15 protein-coding genes are annotated in these 14,318 nt (G+C 69.3%); 4 read left to right on the forward strand and 11 right to left on the reverse strand.

What is annotated here, in order from left to right:
• Positions 1-302 precede the first annotated feature (302 nt).
• The 4 genes from qcrB to ctaE are packed head-to-tail and all read right to left on the reverse strand — an operon-like array spanning position 303 to position 4,547.
• Entirely contained in the window at positions 303-1,913 is a 1,611-nt protein-coding gene (gene qcrB, locus ACVJ1F_RS00425) for a cytochrome bc1 complex cytochrome b subunit (protein WP_043595069.1), read from the reverse strand.
• Between the two features lie 47 nt (positions 1,914-1,960).
• On the reverse strand, positions 1,961-3,028 hold the full coding sequence (gene qcrA, locus ACVJ1F_RS00430) for a cytochrome bc1 complex Rieske iron-sulfur subunit (RefSeq protein ID WP_043594939.1): 1,068 nt from the start codon (positions 3,026-3,028) through the stop codon (positions 1,961-1,963).
• A 37-nt stretch (positions 3,029-3,065) separates the two neighbouring features.
• Positions 3,066-3,881 (reverse strand): cytochrome bc1 complex diheme cytochrome c subunit, encoded by an 816-nt coding sequence (gene qcrC, locus ACVJ1F_RS00435; RefSeq protein WP_056045057.1) that lies wholly within the window; start codon positions 3,879-3,881, stop codon positions 3,066-3,068.
• Between the two features lie 21 nt (positions 3,882-3,902).
• Positions 3,903-4,547 (reverse strand): aa3-type cytochrome oxidase subunit III, encoded by a 645-nt coding sequence (gene ctaE / locus ACVJ1F_RS00440; protein ID WP_082460212.1) that lies wholly within the window; start codon positions 4,545-4,547, stop codon positions 3,903-3,905.
• Between the two features lie 106 nt (positions 4,548-4,653).
• Between ctaE and trpD the strand changes: the two genes are divergently transcribed.
• The gene (gene trpD / locus ACVJ1F_RS00445; RefSeq protein WP_123570026.1) at positions 4,654-5,709 is read left to right on the forward strand and encodes an anthranilate phosphoribosyltransferase; all 1,056 of its coding nucleotides are present in this window, start codon (positions 4,654-4,656) and stop codon (positions 5,707-5,709) included.
• 83 nt (positions 5,710-5,792) lie between these two features.
• Here trpD and glpK read toward each other — a convergent pair whose 3' ends face one another.
• The gene (glpK, locus tag ACVJ1F_RS00450) at positions 5,793-7,313 is read right to left on the reverse strand and encodes a glycerol kinase GlpK (RefSeq protein ID WP_456884099.1); all 1,521 of its coding nucleotides are present in this window, start codon (positions 7,311-7,313) and stop codon (positions 5,793-5,795) included.
• Between the two features lie 157 nt (positions 7,314-7,470).
• On the reverse strand, positions 7,471-8,208 hold the full coding sequence (locus ACVJ1F_RS00455; protein ID WP_123517649.1) for an MIP/aquaporin family protein: 738 nt from the start codon (positions 8,206-8,208) through the stop codon (positions 7,471-7,473).
• A 198-nt stretch (positions 8,209-8,406) separates the two neighbouring features.
• Here ACVJ1F_RS00455 and dhaK point away from each other — a divergent pair, with 198 nt between their 5' ends.
• The 3 genes from dhaK to dhaM all read left to right on the forward strand — a co-directional run bounded on the left by dhaK (position 8,407) and on the right by dhaM (position 10,827).
• Positions 8,407-9,408 (forward strand): dihydroxyacetone kinase subunit DhaK, encoded by a 1,002-nt coding sequence (dhaK, locus tag ACVJ1F_RS00460; RefSeq protein WP_456884101.1) that lies wholly within the window; start codon positions 8,407-8,409, stop codon positions 9,406-9,408.
• 79 nt (positions 9,409-9,487) lie between these two features.
• Positions 9,488-10,138, forward strand: a complete 651-nt coding sequence (gene dhaL, locus ACVJ1F_RS00465; protein WP_056045063.1) for a dihydroxyacetone kinase subunit DhaL — start codon at positions 9,488-9,490, stop codon at positions 10,136-10,138.
• A 2-nt stretch (positions 10,139-10,140) separates the two neighbouring features.
• Positions 10,141-10,827: a dihydroxyacetone kinase phosphoryl donor subunit DhaM gene (gene dhaM, locus ACVJ1F_RS00470; protein WP_456884102.1), complete on the forward strand. Its 687-nt coding sequence runs from the start codon at positions 10,141-10,143 to the stop codon at positions 10,825-10,827.
• An 80-nt stretch (positions 10,828-10,907) separates the two neighbouring features.
• On the opposite strand, the gene ACVJ1F_RS00475 is transcribed toward dhaM, so the two are convergent.
• The 5 genes from ACVJ1F_RS00475 to ACVJ1F_RS00495 form a co-directional block, all read right to left on the reverse strand.
• Positions 10,908-11,672: a pyrimidine reductase family protein gene (locus ACVJ1F_RS00475; RefSeq protein WP_456884104.1), complete on the reverse strand. Its 765-nt coding sequence runs from the start codon at positions 11,670-11,672 to the stop codon at positions 10,908-10,910.
• A complete protein-coding gene (folP, locus tag ACVJ1F_RS00480; protein ID WP_456884107.1) occupies positions 11,669-12,610 on the reverse strand; it encodes a dihydropteroate synthase in 942 nt (313 codons plus the stop codon). Before folP ends, ACVJ1F_RS00475 begins: the two co-directional genes overlap by 4 nt.
• Complete coding sequence (folE, locus tag ACVJ1F_RS00485; RefSeq protein WP_123570028.1) at positions 12,603-13,190, reverse strand: GTP cyclohydrolase I; 588 nt, start codon at positions 13,188-13,190, stop codon at positions 12,603-12,605. The genes folP and folE overlap by 8 nt, the downstream gene beginning before the upstream one ends.
• Positions 13,191-13,202: 12 nt before the next feature.
• Entirely contained in the window at positions 13,203-13,703 is a 501-nt protein-coding gene (locus ACVJ1F_RS00490) for a hypothetical protein (RefSeq protein ID WP_456884108.1), read from the reverse strand.
• A 149-nt stretch (positions 13,704-13,852) separates the two neighbouring features.
• Positions 13,853-14,317, reverse strand: coding sequence for an NUDIX hydrolase (locus ACVJ1F_RS00495; RefSeq protein ID WP_456884109.1), 465 nt, complete (start codon positions 14,315-14,317; stop codon positions 13,853-13,855).
• Position 14,318 lies beyond the last annotated feature (1 nt).

Genomic DNA, 14,318 nt, shown 5'->3' on the forward strand with positions numbered 1-14,318 from the left:
TCCGTGCAGGACTGGAGGAGTCATGATAGCCAGGTACCACGCAGCATCCTTGGGACGAGGCCCGCTCGTGCGGTCGGCCGGGATGTCTCAGCCTCGACCGCTCTGAGGGAGAAGCAGTCGCGGCGTCTCGACACTCGATTCGATGACGTCCAGAGGGGTTGTCGCCGGAGATCCCATCTCACCCAACGGTTGGACTCGTCGGCTGCGCGAGCGTGGGCCGACTGAACTGCCGTTCGCCACTCCAGGAACGCCGAAGGCCCGGCCGCACACGATGTGCGACCGGGCCCAGGGGCTAACGAAGGTCAGTGTCCTTCGTCGTGGTGCGATGCCTCGATCTCGGAACGCTTCACCGGGGCGATGCGGTCCTCGAAGAAGAACGACGACGCTGATGCTCGGGCCCGCTGCAGAGCCGTGATCTTCCCGTTGGCGTTCGGTCGGACCATGAGGGGCTCGTACTCGTTGAAGTCGAGCAAGCGCCAGCGCTCGTACTCGTCGAGCTGCTCGTGCACCTCGATGTACTCACCACCCGGCAGGCGAACGATGCGTCCCGACTCGTAGCCGTGGAGGGCGATCTCACGGTCCTTCTTCTGAAGGGCGAGGCAGACCCGCTTCGTGACCCAGAAGGCGATGAACGGCCCGATGATCAGGGCTGCCTGGCAGGCATGGATCACATAGTTCAACGACAGGTGGAAGTGCGTCGCCATGATGTCGGAGCTCGCCGCTGCCCAGAGGCTGGCGTAGAACACGATGCCGGCGGCGCCGATGGCGGTACGCGTCGGGGCGTTACGAGGACGATCGAGGATGTGGTGCTCGCGCTTGTCGCCGGTGACCCAGGCCTCGAAGAACGGGTACAGCAGCACGACGACGATGAAGAGACCCAGGACCGTGATCGGCACGAGGATGTTCATCGAGACCGTGTAGCCGAAGGCGACGAACTCCCAGCCCGGAGGAACGAGACGAAGGGCACCGTCGGCGAAACCGATGTACCAGTCGGGTTGCGTACCTGCCGACACGGGGGAGGGGTCGTACGGGCCGTAGTTCCAGATGGGGTTGATCGTGAACAGCGAGGCGATCAACACGATGACGCCGAAGACGATGAAGAAGAATCCACCGGCCTTGGCCGCGAACACGGGCATGACGGGCACGCCCACGACGTTCTGGTTCGTCTTGCCGGGGCCGGCGAACTGCGTGTGCTTGTTGATGATGAGCAACAGCAGGTGCACGCCCAAGAGGGCGATCAACAGTGCGGGGAGCAGCATGATGTGCAGCGAGTAGAACCGGCCGACCATGTCGGTACCCGGGAACTCTCCACCGAACACGAGGTACGAGATCCAGACGCCGATCACGGGGATGCCCTTGATCATGCCGTCGATGATGCGGGCACCGTTGCCGGAGAGGAGGTCGTCGGGAAGCGAGTACCCGGTGAAGCCCTCGGCCATCGCGAGGATCCAGAGCGTGAAGCCCACGACCCAGTTGATCTCGCGGGGCTTGCGGAACGCGCCGGTGAAGTAGACGCGCAGCATGTGCAGCATGATCGCGGCCACGAACAGCAGTGCGGCCCAGTGGTGGATCTGGCGGAACAGGAGGCCGCCACGGATGTCGAACGAGATGTCGAGCGTCGAGGCCATCGCCGCCGACATGTTGAGGCCCTTGAGCGGAACGTACGAACCGTTGTAGTTGACCTCAGCCATCGAGGGCTGGAAGAAGAACGTGAGGAACGTGCCCGAGAGCAGGATCACGACGAACGAGTAGAGAGCGACCTCGCCCAACATGAACGACCAGTGGTCAGGGAAGATCTTTCGACCCACCTCTTTGACCAAGCCGGACATGCTCGTGCGCTCGTCGATGTAGTTGGCCGTCGCGCCGAGGAATTTGTTGGTCTTCGTCGGTGCGAAGGCAGGGGCCTTGCCGATGTTCTCGGACGTGGCCGGTTCGGCACCGTGTGCCGGGGTGGTGGTGATCACTTTTCGCGCTCCCAGAAGCTCGGGCCCACAGGTTCGTGGAAGTCGCTCTGCGCGACGAGGTACCCGTCGGCGTCGACAGTGATGGGCAGCTGCGGCAGGGGGCGCTTGGCGGGCCCGAAGATGACTTCGCAGTTGTTCGTCACGTCGAACGTGGACTGGTGGCAGGGGCAGAGCAGGTGGTGTGTCTGCTGTTCGTAGAGGGCCACGGGGCACCCGACGTGCGTGCAGATCTTCGAGTAGGCGACGATTCCGTCGTACTGCCAGTCTTCGCGTCCCTCGGCCGGGTTGAGGTCTTCCGGCTTCAGGCGCATGAGAAGGACGGCCGCTTTGGCTTTCTCTTCGAGCAGGTGTTCTGATTCGTTGAGGTTCTCGGGGATGACGTGGAACACGGAACCGAGGGTGACGTCCGACGCCTTGATGCGGGTCCCGGAGGGGTCGGCGGCGAGGTGCATGCCTTCTTCCCACAAGGTGTGGCGGAGGACCGCGTTGGGGTCTTCCGCAGGTGCGAGGTCGCGGAACAGAACCACGGCGGGGAGGGGCGTCGCGACGAGAGCGCCGATCAGGCTGTTGCGGATCAACGAACGACGACCGAAGCCGCTCTCGTGATTGCCCAGTGCAAAGACCTCGACGGCCTTCTCACGCGTCGGCTCGGAGCCACGCGTGTCGTGGCGCATCTCGGTGATCTCTCGCGCCGGCATGAGGGTCTTGGACCAGTGCACCGCACCGATTCCGACGGACAACAGACCGAGGGCGATCCCGAGGCCCAGGAACAGGTTGTTCAGGCGGACCGAGCCGGAGTCACCCGACGTGATCGGGAAGGCCACGTACGCGCCGATGGCCGCGATGCTGCCGACGATCGACAGGAAGAAGAACAGGCTGACCTGACGCTCCGCACGCTTCTCGACCTTGGGGTCGATGTCGGTGACGCGGTCGCGGTGGGGCGGTTCACCCGGGTTCTGGAACACGTCGGACGTCACGACCGCCGTGCCGGCCGAGACCTGTCGAGGCTCACGCTTCTCGACAGCCGAGCCCGCCGTGGGGGCCTCGTCGTCGTGCTCTGCCATTGATTCTGCCTTTCGTGAAGTACGGAGAGAACGCGGGTCAGTTCGACCGGGCGGTCAGCCAGATGGTGATCGCGACGATCGCACCGAGTCCGAAGATCCAGATGAAGAGACCTTCGGCGACGGGGCCGAGGCTCCCGAGCTCGAATCCACCCGGCGACGGGTTGTTCTCGACGTACTTGAGGTACGTGATGATGTCGGCCTTGTCTTGGGGCGACAGGTTGAGGTCGTTGAAGACCGGCATGTTCTGCGGGCCCGTCTGCATGGCCTCGTAGATGTGGTGGGCGGTGACGCCGTCGAGTGCGGGGGCGAACTTGCCCTGGGTGAGCGCGCCACCCGCACCGGCCACGTTGTGGCACATGGCGCAGTTGATGCGGAACAGCTCGGCGCCGTTGGTCGTGTCGCCGTCGGCCTGGAGCAGCGACTCGTCGGGGATGGCCGGACCCGGGGCGAGGGATGCGACGTAGGCGGCCATGGCGGCGACCTGCTCGTCGGAGAACTGCGTGGGCTTCTGCTCGGCCTGAGGACCGTTCACGGCCATGGGCATGCGACCGGTGCCGACCTGAAAATCGACCGAAGCCGCCCCGACGCCGATCAGGCTGGGACCGCTGTCGGTGCCGGCGGCGCTCAGACCGTGGCAGGTCGCACAGTTCGAGGCGAAGAGCTTCTGACCCTCGTCGATGCTCTGCTGCGACGTGGCGGTGGCGCTGCTCTCGTCTGCCGAGGCGGTCGAGGAGAAGAGCGCGTAGGCACCGCCCGTGGTGAGCAGACCGACGAGCAGGAGGGAGGCGGTGGCGACGGGGCCGCGACGGCCGGCCTTCTTGGTGCGTCGGGAGGACGAGGTTCTGGAGAACATGCTGTGCAGACGATCCAATGCCTATTTGAGGAGGTAGATGACGATGAAGAGGCCGATCCAGACGACGTCGACGAAGTGCCAGTAGTACGACACGACGATGGCCGTCGTGGCCTCTTTGTGCCCGAAGTTCTTGACTGCGTAGGCACGACCGATGGTGAGCAGGAAGGCGATGAGGCCACCGATGACGTGTGCGCCGTGGAAGCCGGTCGTCATGTAGAAAGCCGAGCCGTATGCGCTCGAGCTGAGGGTGACGTGCTCGGAGATCAGCGTCGCGTACTCGAACACCTGGCCGCAGACGAACACCGCGCCCATGGCGTAGGTGAGGAAGAACCACTCGACCATGCCCCAGCGGCCGACCTGGAACAGGCGGCCGGTACGGTGCGGCTGCATGCGCTCGGCCGCGAACACGCCGAACTGGCAGGCGACCGAGGACAGCACCAGGGTGATGGTGTTGGTCAGTGCGAACGGCACGTTGTGCAGCGCCGTCTGGTCGGCCCACAGGCCCGGAGACGTCGAGCGGAGCGTGAAGTAGATCGCGAAGAGGCCGGCGAAGAACATGACCTCGCTGCCGAGCCACACGATGGTGCCCACGGCAACCGTGCTGGGTCGATTGACGACGGGGCCGCCAGAAGGTCTCGAGAGAGAGGTACTTGTCACGAGGTCCATTATGCCTGGTAAGTCGCTTTGGGTTTGCGCTCGAAACCCCGGGTCGGGAATTTCCCTTGACGCCGAGACATCGGAGCCGCCCGTGCTCCGCCGGTAGCCTGGGCGCATGACCTCCGAGCTCACCTGGCCCCTGATCATCGACGCGCTCCTCGTCGGTCGCGACCTCTCGATCAGCGAGGCGACTTGGTCGATGGAGCAGGTCATGACCGGCGACGTCACCCCGGCCCAGCTCGGGGCCTTCCTCGTGGCCCTGCGGGCCAAGGGGGAGACGGTGGACGAGATCGTGGGATTCCGCGACGCCGTCCTCGCCCACGCCGTGGCCCTGCCGGTCGACAGCATGGCCGTCGACATCGTCGGCACGGGCGGAGACCGTTTCGGGACGGTCAACGTCTCGACCATGGCCTCCGTCGTCGTGGCGGCCACCGGCGTGCCCGTCATCAAGCACGGCAACCGGGCGGCGAGTTCGTCGTCCGGTTCCTCGGACGTCCTGTCGGCCCTCGGCATCGACCTGACCATCGGCGCCGACCGTGTGGCCGAGGTCCTGCGCGAAGCCGGGCTGACCTTCGCCTTCGCGGCCGCCTTCCACCCGGGCTTCGGCAACGCCGCCGCCGTGCGGCGTGAGATCGGCGTCCCGACGGTCTTCAACTTCCTGGGGCCCCTCGTGAACCCGGCACGACCCGAGGCGAGTGCGGTCGGCGTCGCGTCGCTCGACAAGGTGCCGCTGATCGTGGGCGTGTTCCAGACCCGGGGCGCGACGGCGCTCGTGTTCCGCGGCGACGACGGCCTCGACGAGTTGACCACCACCGGTCACAGCCACATCTGGGAGGTCACCGGAGGCTCGGTGACCGAGCACGACCTCGACCCGCTCGAGTTGGGCATCCCGCGGGCGCGCATCTCCGACCTCGTCGGCGGCGACGCGGCGTACAACGCGGCCGTCGCCCGCGAGGTGCTGGCGGGGGAGCGCGGCCCCGTCCGCGACATCGTGCTGCTCAACGCGGCGGCCGGACTGGTCTCGTACGGGCTGGCCGCGGACCCGGGCCAGCGCGAACGGCCGCTCCTCGCCCGCTTCCGGGAGCAGCTGGACGTCGCGGCCCGCGCCGTCGACTCGGGGGCGGCGATCGCGAAACTGGACCAGTGGGTGGCGGCGACCCGCGCCTCCTGAGACCAACCGTGCCTCCTCGTCCTCGGGCGGGCGGGCGGACGACGAAGGGCCCGTCCGATCGGACGGGCCCCTCGCGCGGAGGATCAGTTGACGTCGTCGTCGACCCAGTCGAAGGTCTTCGTGACGGCCTTCTTCCAGAGACGCAGCGTGCGGTCACGCTCGTCGGCGTCGATGTTCGGCGTCCAGCGCTTGTCCTCCTGCCAGTTGGCACGGAGGTCGTCGAGCGTTTCCCAGAAGCCGACCGCGAGACCGGCCGCGTAGGCCGCTCCGAGCGCGGTGGTCTCGGCGACCACGGGGCGGACGACCGGGACGTCGAGGATGTCGGCCTGGAACTGCATGAGCGCGTCGTTGGCGGTCATGCCACCGTCGACCTTGAGCTCGGTCAGGTCGACGCCGGAGTCGGCGTTGACCGCGTCGAGCACCTCGCGGGTCTGGAACGCGGTCGCCTCGAGCGCGGCGCGGGCGATGTGGCCCTTGTTGACGTAGCGGGTGAGGCCGACGAGGGCGCCACGCGCGTCGGACCGCCAGTAGGGCGCGAACAGACCCGAGAAGGCGGGCACGAAGTACACTCCGCCGTTGTCCTCGACGGTCTTGGCGAGCTCCTCGACCTCGGGGGCGGAGCCAATCATGCCCAGGTTGTCGCGCAGCCACTGGATCAGCGAACCCGTGACCGCGATGGACCCCTCGAGGGCGTAGTGGGGTGCGGCGTCGCCGAGCTTGTAACCGAGCGTCGTGAGCAACCCGTTCTTCGAGTGGACGATCTCTTCGCCCGTGTTGAAGATCAGGAAGTTGCCGGTGCCGTACGTGTTCTTCGACTCGCCCTGGTCGAAGGCGGCCTGGCCGAAGGTGGCGGCCTGCTGGTCGCCGAGGATGCCGGCGATGGGCACCTCGCGCAGCAGGCTCGAGGCCTCGACCGTGCCGTAGACCTCGGACGAGCTCTTGATCTCGGGGAGCATCGACCTCGGCACGTCGAAGGCCTCGAGGATGTCGTCGCGCCACTCGAGCGTCTCGAGGTCCATGAAGAGGGTGCGCGAGGCGTTCGTCACGTCGGTGACGTGGACACCGCCGTCGGTGCCGCCGGTGAGGTTCCAGAGGACCCAGGTGTCGGTCGTGCCGAAGAGCAGGTCGCCCGCCTCGGCCTTCTCGCGGGCGCCCTCGACGTTCTCGAGGATCCAGACGACCTTCGTGCCCGAGAAGTAGGTCGCGAGCGGCAGGCCGACGATCGGCTTGAAGCGCTCGACGCCACCGTCGGCGGCCAGGCGGTCGACGATGGACTGCGTGCGGGTGTCCTGCCAGACGATGGCGTTGTAGACGGCCTTGCCGGTGTTCTTGTCCCAGACCACGGCGGTCTCGCGCTGGTTGGTGATGCCGACGGCCTTGATGTTGTGGCGCGTGATGTCGGCCCGGGAGAGGGCCTGACCGATGACCTCGCGGGTGTTCTCCCAGATCTCGGCGGGGTCGTGCTCGACCCAGCCGGCACGGGGGAAGATCTGCTCGTGCTCTTTCTGGCCGGTGGCCACGATCGAGCCCGAGTGGTCGAAGATGATGGCGCGGGTGCTGGTCGTTCCCTGGTCGATGGCCAGGATGTAGTCGGTGTCGCTCACGGGTGGAACTCCTTCGTCGTTGATGGATGCGGCTCGCACGGAGGCCCGGGTCGGTCCAGTGGAGCGGACGGGCCCGAGCCTCTGCGGGGAGCGGGTGGATCGATGGGCGTCGGACGGCGCGGGGGAGCCGGCCTCGGCCGATCAGCGGGTCGCCGGGTCAGGCGGCCAGGGGGAGGAGCGGGAAGGACAGCAGTGCCGCGAGGGCACCGCCGACGAGGGGGCCGACGACCGGCACCCAGGCGTAGGACCAGTCGCTGCCGCCCTTGCCCTTGATGGGCAGGAAAGCGTGGGCGATGCGCGGGCCGAGGTCGCGGGCCGGGTTGATGGCGTAGCCCGTGGGACCACCGAGCGAGGCGCCGATGCCGACCACGAGGAGTGCGACGGCCAGGCCGCCGAGCGGGCCGAGGTTCGCGGCGTTCGGGGAGGCGCCGTTGGTGATGGCGATGATCGTGAAGACCAGCACGAAGGTGCCGATGATCTCGGTGACGAGGTTCCAGCCGTAGTTGCGGATGGCCGGGCCGGTCGAGAACACGCCGAGCTTGGTGGCCGGGTCGGGCTCCTCGTCGAAGTGCTGCTTGTAGGCCAGCCAGACGACGACCGCACCGATGATCGCACCGACCATCTGCGCCGCGACGTAGACGAGGAACGCGGCGAACGTGATGTTGCCGAGGATCAGCTGGGCGATGCTGACGGCCGGGTTGAGGTGCGCCCCGGACGAGTACGAGGCCAGGATGCCGACGAAGACCGCGAGGCCCCAGCCGAAGTTGACCATGAGCGTGCCGCCGTTGAAGCCCTTCGTCTTCGTCAGGGCGACGTTGGCGACGACTCCGCCACCGAGGGTGAGCAGCAATGCGGTGCCCACCGTTTCTGAAAGAAAAATCAATCCCAGGTTCACGTCGACCTTCCTTGTCGTACGGCGGGGCGACAGTGCACCCGCGGTGAGCGTGTGTCAACACCTTAGTGCGGTGATCACACGTGATGAGAAGGAAAGATCCGGTGATTGCACATATGTGCATGAGGGGGTGCCGGGAGTAGGTTGAGCGGCAGCCTGGTGCACCAGAGCACCGTTCCCGGCGCCGAGAAAGGGACTTCGATGAAGAAGCTCATCAACGATCCGTCCGACGTCGTCGCCGAGGCCGTGGCCGGCTTCGGCGCGGCTCACGCGGACCTCGTGGTCGTCTCGCACGACCCGACGTTCGTCCGCCGATCGGCGGCTCCCGTGGCCGGCAAGGTCGCGATCGTGAGCGGCGGCGGCAGCGGTCACGAACCGTTGCACGCGGGGTTCGTCGGCTTCGGCATGCTCTCGGCCGCCGTGCCGGGTCCGATGTTCACGTCGCCCACGCCCGATCCGATCGTCGCCGCCACGCAGGCGGTGGACGCCGGAGCGGGCGTCCTCTACATCGTCAAGAACTACACGGGCGACGTCCTCAACTTCGAGACGGCTGCCGACCTCGTGGAGGCCGAGGGCATCCAGGTGCGCTCGGTGGTCGTCGACGACGACGTCGCGGTCAAGGACTCCCTCTACACGGCCGGTCGCCGGGGCGTCGCCGGCACGGTCGTGGTCGAGAAGACCGCCGGCGCCGCGGCCGAGCGGGGCGATTCGCTCGACGCCGTCGCCGAGGTGGCTCGACGCACGAACGCGGCGACCAGGTCGATGGGCGTCGCCCTCACCGCGGGCACCGTCCCCCATGCCGGAGAGCCGAGCTTCACGCTGGCCGACGACGAGGTCGAGATCGGGATCGGCATCCACGGCGAACCGGGCCGGGAGCGCATCCCGCTCGAACCGGTCGACGCCATCGTCGACCGCCTGCTCGACGCGGTCACCGACGATCTGGGACTCTCCACCGGCGAGCGGGTGCTGCTCTTCGTCAACGGCATGGGCGGCACCCCGCTCGTCGAGCTCTACATCGCCTACCGTCGTGCGGCCGAGGCCCTCGAAGCACGAGGCGTCGAGGTGTACCGCAGCCTCGTCGGTTCGTACGTCACGTCGCTCGAGATGCAGGGCATGTCGATCACGGTGACCCGCCTCGACGACGAGCTGGCCGAGCTCTGGGACGCCCCGGTCGAGACCGCGGCCCTGCGCCGGGGCCGGTAGGCGTCCGCGTGGACGCCGAGAGCAGGGCACGCCGCGCCGCATCACCGAACCACCGCACGATGAGAGGAACGACCACCGCATGACACTCGACGCCACCTGGACCCGGGCCTGGATCGACCGGACGGCCGACGTCGTCGCCGCCCACCACACGGCCCTCAGTGAACTCGACCGCCAGATCGGCGACGGCGACCACGGCGAGAACCTGTCCCGCGGCTTCACCGCCGTGCGCGCCCGGCTCGCCGACCTCCCCGCCGACGCGACGCCCGGAGCAGCCCTCAAACTCGTCGCCACGACGCTCATCTCGACGGTCGGCGGCGCGTCGGGCCCCCTGCTGGGCACGGCGTACCTGAAAGGGTCGGCGGCCCTGGGCGACGCCACGGAGCTGGACGCGGAGGCGCTGGTCGCCTTCCTGACCGCGGCCCGCGACGGTGTCGTGCTGCGGGGCAAGGCCGAGGTCGGCGACAAGACCATGATCGACGCGTGGACCCCGGCCGTCGACGCAGCAGCCGCCGCAGCTGCGGACGGTGCCTCGCCCGCAGGCGTCCTCCGTGCCGCAGCGGACGCCGCGGCGACCGGTGCCGCCTCGACCGAACCCCTCGTCGCCCGCAAGGGCCGAGCCAGCTACCTCGGCGAGCGTGCCGTGGGTCACCGCGATCCCGGCGCGCAGTCGTCGTCCCTCATCATCGCCGCCGCGGCCGACGCCGCGGACGGCTCGAGCAAGGAGTCCTGAGCATGCCCACCATCGGAATCGTCGTCGTCTCGCACAGTGTCAAGATCGCCGAGGGCGTGGTCGACCTCGCTCGCCAGATGGCCCCCACGACCACCCTCGTGGCCGCCGGAGGGACGGACGACGGGTCCATCGGCACCAGCTTCGACAAGGTCTCCGCCGCCCTGGCCGAGGCCGGGCGGGACGGCGGTGCGGTCGTGCTCTGCGACCTCGGTTCCGCCATCCTGACGAGCGAGACGGCCGTCGACTTCCTCGACGACGCCGACAAGCAGCGGGTGCTCATCGCCGACGCGCCATTGGTCGAGGGAACGGTCGCCGCGGCCGTCTCCGCCGAGACCGGGGGAGACCTCGAGGCCGTGGCGGCGGCCGCCCGGACGGCCACCGGAGTCGCCGACGCGCACGCCGACGAGCGCGACCTCCGAGGTGGCGACGCCGTCGAGCGCTCGGCCGTCCTCGTCAACGCGTCGGGGCTGCACGCCCGTCCCGCCGCCGACCTCGTCACGCACGCGTCTCGGTTCCAGGCCGACGTCACGGTCAACGGTGTCGACGCCAAGAGCCTGCTCCGCATCATGGGGTTGAACGTGGGCGTCGGTTCGACGGTGGCCGTCATGGCGACCGGTCCCGACGCCGCGGCCGCCGTGGACGACCTCATCGCCTTGATCGAAGGCGGTTTCGGCGAGCAGGCGAGCTGATCGTCCGCGGAGCCCGCGCCTCCTGACCTCGCGTCGCGCGGCCGCGACCTGGCGCGGCCGCGACCCAGCGCCGTCGCGACCTAGCGCCGTCGCGACCATTTCGTGAGGAGCATGTCGCCCGACACCAGGACGTGGTCGAGGGCGAGGCCGCGCAGGGCCATCTCGTCGCGGGCCGCGACGATGCGCGGGCCGGCTCCGCCCTCGAGGTTGGGCGACACGGTGAGGCACAGCTCGTCGACGACGTCGGCGGCGACGAGGTCGCCGAGCAACGCCGGGCCTCCTTCGGTGTGGATCTGGGGAAGCCCTCGCTCGACCAGGACCCGGACGAGGAGGCGCGGGTCCACCCGGTCGCGACCGCACGACACGACGTCGGCGACCTCGTCGAGTCGGGCCCGAGCCGCGTGAGGTGCCGCGTCGTGGGTGAGCACCAGGGGGCGGACCGGGGCGTCCGCGAACACGCCGCTCGCCGGGTCGAGGCCGAGTCCGCTGGAGACGACGGCGAAGACGGGATGGTCGGACAGGCCCGCGGCTCGTCGCCAGGCGACGGCCTCGTCGTCGAGTCGCATCGGGCCGTAGCCCTCGTCGCGGACCGTGCCCGCCCCGACCACGACCACGTCGCAGAGTCGGCGCAGCAGGTCGAAGACGAGCAGGTCGGCCGGCCCGCCCAGGTCACGCGTCCTGCCGGCCGCCGTCGCCGATCCGTCGACGCTGGCGACGAAGTTCGCCCGCACGGACGGCGTCGTCCGGTCGTGGGGCCGGTGGAGCTCGACGAGGTCGTCGATCGTCAGTGCGCCACGGCCGACCGGGGGAGCGGGGTGCAGCTGCACGAGGGTGGTCGCGGTCACAGGGCGGCCTCGTCGAGGTTGTGGCGCTCGACGAGGGGGTCCCGCCAGCCGAGGATCGCCTCGACCATCCGGACGGCGTCGACGCTGGCCCGGACGTCGTGCATGCGGACGATGCGTGCGCCCTGCAGCACGCTCACCGTGGCCGCCGCGAGCGAGCCCGCCAGGCGGTCGGGCTTGTCGCGACCGAGCGACTCGCCGACGAAGTCCTTGTTGGACACCGCGGCGAGCGTCGGGTGACCCAGGGCCGCCACCTCGGACAGGCGCCGGGTGAGTTCGAGCGAGTGCCGGGTCGTCTTGTTCAGGTCGTGCCCCGGATCGACGACGAGTCTGTCGTCGGGCACGCCGTGGGCACGGGCGACGTCGACCCGCCGCGCGAGGAACTCGACGACCTCGGCCACGACGTCGACGTAGTGCGGACGGGGGTGCGGACGCCGTGGTGCCGCCAGGCTGTGGGTGACGACGAGCGTGGCCTCGCCGTCGGCGACCACGTCGGCCAGGCGCGGATCGTGGAGCCCCGTGGTGTCGTTGACGACGTGCGCCCCGGCGGCGATGACGCGCTCGGCGACCTCGGGGCGGAAGGTATCGACCGAGATGACGACGTCGGACCGGCTCGCGAGCGCCTCCACCACGGGCAGCACCCGGTCGAGTTCGTCGGAGGCGGACAGCTCGGGCCCGGGCGCGAAGGGGACGCCCCCGATGTCGACCCAGTCGGCGCCCGCCTCGGCCGCGTCCACGGCGGCCTGCACGGCGCGGTCGAGGGCGAAGGTCGCGCCACGGTCGAAGAACGAGTCGGGCGTGCGGTTGACGATCGCCATCACGGCGACCTGGTGCGAGAAGTCGAAGGTCCGCGACCCGATGCGGCGGCGGGGGACGAGGAGGGGCGGCACGGCGAATCCGGCGGGGTCGGCCGCGGGGGAGGGAGCGGCCGCCTCAGCCACGGGAGGTGCCGATCAGGGCGACCGCCTCGGCCCGCGCCGACGGCGTGGACAGGACGCCCCGGCTCGCGAGCGTCACCGTCGTGCTGCCCGTCTGACGGGGGCCCCGGGTCGTGACGCATCCGTGCGAGGCGTCGAGCACCACGAGGACGCCGTCGGGGCGGGCGCCGGTCTCCACGGCCTCGGCGATCTCCTCGCCGAGCCGCTCCTGGAGCTGGGGGCGCGAGGCGACCGCGTCGACCACGCGGGGGAGCGCACCCAAGCCGACGATCGTCTCGCCCGGGACGTAGGCCACGTGAGCGACGCCGACGAAGGGCAGCAGGTGGTGCTCGCACACCGACCGGAACGAGATGTCGCGAACGATCACGACCTCGCCCAGCTGGTGCGCTTCGGCCGGGACGGTGGCCTGGCGGACGAGTTCGGCCGCGTCGACCGTGAGCCCCGAGAAGAACTCGGCGTAGGCGTCGGCCACGCGTCGGGGGGTCGACTCGAGCCCGGGCCGGTCGACGTCCTCACCGATCGCGGCGAGCAGTTCGAGCACGGCGGCCTCGATGCGGGGCCCGTCGATCGGCGGAGGAGTCATCGCACCATCCTCTCAGGCGGAGGGGCCGACCGCGCCGTCCCTGCTGCTCCCGAGGTCGACGGCGGTCTCGCGGGGGAGCGCCTCGTGGTGGCGCCGTCCGTGGCTGCGCCGCGCCTCCTTCATCTCGGCCTCGAAGAGGTGCTTCTTGCCGTCCGCCAAGGAATCACGTACGTTCTTCTCATGGTCGCGGAACGCGGCGTAGTAGCCGTCGTCGTAGTCCTCGACGAGTTGGTACGTCCAGCGTCCCTCGACGACGTTGCGACCGACGAGGTCCCGGTCCAGCAGGTCGGCGATCTCGTCGTGCCCGGCTCGGCGAAGCGATTCCACGGCATCGCCGAGGGCGAGGTCGGCCTTGCCGGTCAGTCGGTGGAATCCGTAGAGGAATCCACGGGCCTGCTCGACGATCTCGAGCGCGGCGGAGAGCTCGCCGAGCGCCGCGACGGTGTCGTCGTCGAGCCCGTGGGGTCGGCGATGCGCGTCGTCGGGCGGCGTGGGGGTCGTGTCGGTCGTCATGCGACCAGGAAACTCCGAGGAGGCGCGGCGTGCGTCAGCGGGGAGCGCTTCCGCCGCCCCTCTCGACGTTACTTGACATAATGTGCATTATCAGTCACGAGCGGATGACGCCGAGAGGGGTGCACGGTGGCTCGGGTGGCGCCCCGCCCTCACGCCCCTGACGACTCGGCCAGCACCCGACGCAGCAGCTCGGCCAGGTCGCCGGGTTCGACCGGCTCGTCGGTGGTCGCCAGCTCGTCGAGGGTGAACCAGCGCGACTCGGCGATGTCGCTGCGCTCGTCGTCGGTCCAGTCGTCGTCGACGACCTCGAAGTGCGGAAGGCGGACGACGTAGAACTCGGCGTGACCGTGCGTGTGGTCGGCGTCGTCCCAGGACACCTCGAAGTCGTCCACGCGCACGACGTCACCGACCTCGGTGACCACCTGACCGGTCTCTTCGTGCAACTCGCGGATCGCCGCCTCGACATGGGTCTCGCCCGGGTCGACCCCGCCACCCGGCGTGATCCAGCGAGCGAAGCGACTCGTGTCGGGCGCCACCGTCTTCATCAGCAGCACGCGGTCGTCGTCGTCGAGGACGAGGAGGCGCGAGGTCGGTCGGACGATGCGCTCGGTCACG

The organism is Frigoribacterium sp. 2355, assembly GCF_054060695.1.